The sequence below is a fragment of the Vibrio sp. V42_P2S4T144 genome, assembly GCF_009904715.1.
GTDB classification, from domain to species: domain Bacteria; phylum Pseudomonadota; class Gammaproteobacteria; order Enterobacterales; family Vibrionaceae; genus Vibrio; species Vibrio alginolyticus.
In genome coordinates this window covers 1-4,437 of the sequence record NZ_WXWS01000259.1, presented here as the reverse complement: position 1 = coordinate 4,437, position 4,437 = coordinate 1, and the positions used below count along the sequence as shown (strand labels likewise).

Here is a 4,437-nt window from a genome sequence, read left to right as displayed (position 1 = left end):
TGCTGGTAGTAGAGTCCTAGTCTCGCTAAGGCTTGCTGTAAAGACGTAACTGATAGAAATTTCTCATAAAACACCTCGTCAGTCTGAACGGTGAAGAACGAACCAGATTCAGAATCTACTTTCCGAGTGTTATGTTACTCAAGTGGTTATGGGATTTTTTAGAATGTTGGGTTTTAGGTTTCTAGTCTCACCATGGTTTTCTTGAATCAAGTTTATAAGTATTAAAACAACCAAGAGCAGCCCTCAGGCTGCTCTTTTGTGCTTGGAGTTTATTATTCAGGGCTACTCATCTGAGGCGTACCCATGTACGCCAAGCTCTGCGCCATCTAAATAGGCTTTACCATCCTTCATGATCAACCGCTCGTCTACCAGCCACTTAGCCACCATAGGGTAGATTCGGTGCTCCTGCGCCTGAACACGTGCCGCAAGTACACTAGCATCATCGTCTTCGAACACAGGAACTTTTGCTTGCAGTATGACAGGGCCACCATCAAGCTCTTCCGTTACAAAGTGCACACTCGTACCATGTTCTTTATCGCCAGCATCAATTGCTCTCTGGTGTGTGTGTAGCCCAGGATATTTTGGTAGAAGAGAAGGGTGGATATTGATCATCTTACCCATGTAATGAGAAACAAATGCGCTGCTCAGAATGCGCATGTAACCAGCAAGAATAATCACGTCTGGTTGGTATTCATCTATTTGACTCATTAGCTCTGCATCAAAGCTTTCACGCGAGCTGAATGCTTTAGGGTCGACAAAGTGACCGTCCACATCAAACTTTTTTGCACGTTCTAAACCAAAAGCATCTGCTTTGTTAGAGAACACGGCTGCCACTCGTGCGTTTGGCATGCTGTCTTCGCAAGCTTCCAAGATAGCTTGCAGGTTACTTCCGTTACCCGAGATGAGGACCACAATGTTTTTTAGGGTATGGTTTTTCATGATGTCGAGAGCGCCTTGGTATTGTAGGTTGGAGTTATGTAGTTTCTAAACTACCTACTAATAGAATGGTTTTTAGTGTTCTAGATAGCAAAATGAGGACCTAGTCATCTAGTGTCCTCATTCTTCTTATCTTTTGAGCTCGATTTGCAAATTATTGGATTTCAACTTGCTCTTCGTTCGCGTCTGCTTGTGCGATTTGACCAATCACCCACGCGTTTTCGCCTTCTTCTTTAAGAAGAGCAACTGCTGCATCTGCCTGGTCTTTCGGTAGTGCGACGATTAGACCTACACCACAGTTGAATGTGCGGTACATTTCGTGTGTGTCGACGTTGCCTTTCTCTTGTAGCCACTTGAAGATAACTGGCCATTCCCAACTGTTACCATCGATAACTGCTTTCGTGCCTTCAGGCAGTACGCGTGGGATGTTTTCCCAGAAACCACCACCAGTGATATGAGAAATCGCATGGATGTCGTGTTTCTCAATCATCTTAAGTGCTGACTTGATGTAAATTTTTGTTGGTTCTAGTAGGTGCTCACCAATAGTGCGGCCTGCTAGCTCTTCGCTCTTATCTGCACCAGATACTTCTAGGATCTTACGGATAAGGGAGTAACCGTTTGAGTGTGGGCCGCTTGAACCAACAGCGATAAGTGCATCACCAGCAGCGACTTTCGTGCCGTCAATCACGTCTTCTTTTTCTACTACGCCAACACAGAAACCAGCTACGTCGTAGTCTTCGCCTTCATACATGCCAGGCATCTCCGCAGTTTCGCCACCAATTAGGGCACAACCTGCTTGAACACACCCTTCTGCGATACCTGAAACAACATCCGCTGCGGTATCAACGTCTAGTTTGCCTGTTGCGTAGTAATCTAGGAAAAACAGTGGCTCTGCGCCTTGCACGATAAGATCATTTACACACATTGCCACTAGGTCGATGCCAATCGTGTCGTGCTTGTTCATATCCAGTGCTAGGCGAAGTTTTGTGCCAACGCCATCAGTACCAGAAACCAGTACAGGTTGTTTGTATTTAGTTGGCAATTCGCATAGCGCGCCAAAACCACCGATACCACCCATAACTTCAGGGCGACGAGTACGTTTTACCGCACCCTTAATACGATCCACAAGCGCGTTGCCTGCATCAATATCTACACCAGCGTCTTTATAGCTAAGAGAAGAGTTGTTACCACTCACAGGGAAGTCCTCGGTATTAAGTTGGATATGAAAACGGCGCTATTCTAACAGTGCTTAAACATAGATAGCAAACGTTTGCGTCTGTTTTTTTCTTTAGTGATTTATCCTGATATCCCTGTGAAAATCATGTATAATCTGAAGGTTTGTTTAAATATTGCCAACTATAGCCGGAGATGGACATGAAAGTTGTTGAAGTAAAGCACCCTCTAGTAAAACATAAAATTGGTCTAATGAGAGAAGGTGACATCAGCACAAAACGTTTTCGTGAGTTAGCGACTGAGGTCGGTAGCCTACTTACTTACGAAGCAACGTCAGACTTTGAAACAGAAAAAGTGACCATTGATGGTTGGAACGGTCCGGTAGAAGTAGACCAGATTAAAGGTAAAAAAGTAACCGTAGTGCCAATCCTACGTGCAGGTCTAGGCATGATGGATGGAGTTCTTGAGCACATGCCAAGCGCACGTATCAGTGTTGTGGGTATTTACCGTGATGAAGAAACGCTTGAGCCAGTTCCTTACTTCAACAAGCTTGCTTCAAACATCGAGGAGCGTATTGCGCTTGTTGTTGACCCAATGCTTGCAACAGGTGGTTCTATGATTGCTACGATCGATCTCCTAAAAGAGAAAGGTTGTAACCAAATCAAAGTGCTGGTACTTGTTGCTGCACCAGAAGGTATTGAAGCGCTAGAAAAAGCACACCCAGATGTTGAGCTATACACTGCGGCAATCGATGAGAAGCTTAATGACAAAGGCTACATCGTTCCGGGTCTAGGCGATGCAGGTGATAAGATCTTCGGTACTAAGTAATTCTTTGATGTATTACTATGACTGAACAGAAAAAGGCTTGGTGAAAACCAAGCCTTTTTTGTATCTACAAGAGGAGAAGAGTAAGACACGCCAACTAATAAAGCGGCGCAAACGAACTATTTCGCGCTTTCTTCTTCCATTTGTGCGTTATCCACAACGTGGTTTTCACCTAAATCGTTTGGTAGCACAAGGTTAAGAATAATTGCCACGATACCGCATAGGCTCACACCTTGTAGACTGAACTCACCAATACCGAAAGCCATACCACCAATGCCAAACACAAGTGTTACGGCAACAATCACTAGGTTACGAGACTTATGTAAATCAACGTTATTCTTGATCAGTGTGTTGAGGCCTACCGTTGCGATGGAGCCGAACAGCAGAATCATGATGCCGCCCATAACAGGAACTGGAATCGTTTGAAGAACCGCACCTAGCTTACCTACCAATGCAAGTACGATTGCGGTGATTGCTGCCCAAGTCATGATCACAGGGTTAAATGCTTTGGTTAGCATTACCGCTCCTGTTACTTCACTGTAAGTGGTGTTTGGTGGAGCACCCACCATCGAAGCTGCGATAGTTGCCACCCCGTCACCTGCGATTGTGCGGTGAAGGCCTGGTTTTTTCAGGTAGTTTTTTCCTGTAACGTTTGAGATAGCAAGCATGTCACCTACGTGCTCAACCGCAGGTGCGATAGCGACAGGAATCATGAACAAAATTGCGTTGATATTGAACTCTGGCGCGGTGAAGTTTGGCATGGCTAGCCAAGCCGCTTGCTCTACGGGAGTGAAATCAACCACACCGTAGAATAGAGAAACAGAGTAACCAGCAAGAATACCACCAACAATAGGAACGAGCTTCAAAAAGCCTTTTGCAAAAACGCTGAGTACAATGGTTGTGAGCAGTGAGACCGCCGAGATAATGATCGCAGCATCACCATTAACTAGCTGTGCAGCTCCATCACCAGTTTTACCTACCGCCATGTTCACTGCCGTTGGGGCAAGGCCAAGGCCGATAACCATGATCACAGGGCCAACGACAACGGGCGGGAGAATTTTATGGATAAATCCAACACCACACCACGCACTTTGATCATCGCCCCTAGAGCCACATAAACTAAGCCCGCTGCCATCAAGCCGCCCATCGTTGCACCGATACCCCAAGTTTGGATACCGAACATAATAGGAGCAATAAACGCAAAAGAAGAGGCAAGGAAGATGGGAACAGAACGTTTAGTCATTAACTGGAAGAGGAGAGTACCGACACCGGCACCAAAGAGGGCTACGTTTGGATCAAGGCCAGTTAGGAGCGGCACAAGCACCAAAGCACCAAAAGCGACAAAGAGCATTTGAGCGCCTTGTAACGCGTTTTTCATAATAATTCCCTATTTTCAAGATACGCAGACAAATCCGGCGAATACTATCATCCTGCAATCGTTTGCAATGTTGCATAGATCAAACTTTCGATTGAATTTTTCCCATAAATAGCACTTTTGAGAGT

Annotated in this window: 3 protein-coding genes and 1 pseudogene; 1 reads left to right on the top strand and 3 read right to left on the bottom strand. The window is 45.4% G+C overall.

Features of this window, described 5'->3' with window-relative positions; genetic code table 11:
• Window positions 1-282 precede the first annotated feature (282 nt).
• A complete protein-coding gene (gene purN, locus CAG68_RS09055) occupies window positions 283-939 on the bottom strand; it encodes a phosphoribosylglycinamide formyltransferase (RefSeq protein WP_005394347.1) in 657 nt (218 codons plus the stop codon).
• A gap of 151 nt (window positions 940-1,090) precedes the next feature.
• Window positions 1,091-2,131 carry a phosphoribosylformylglycinamidine cyclo-ligase gene (purM, locus tag CAG68_RS09050; protein WP_005389861.1) on the bottom strand — a complete coding sequence of 347 codons (1,041 nt, stop codon included), beginning with the start codon at window positions 2,129-2,131 and terminating at the stop codon, window positions 1,091-1,093.
• Between the two features lie 179 nt (window positions 2,132-2,310).
• Between purM and upp the strand changes: the two genes are divergently transcribed.
• Complete coding sequence (gene upp, locus CAG68_RS09045) at window positions 2,311-2,937, top strand: uracil phosphoribosyltransferase (protein ID WP_005380401.1); 627 nt, start codon at window positions 2,311-2,313, stop codon at window positions 2,935-2,937.
• A 116-nt stretch (window positions 2,938-3,053) separates the two neighbouring features.
• Here the strand turns inward: upp and CAG68_RS09040 are convergent.
• Window positions 3,054-4,312: pseudogene (locus tag CAG68_RS09040) on the bottom strand (uracil-xanthine permease family protein).
• Window positions 4,313-4,437: the final 125 nt, after the last annotated feature.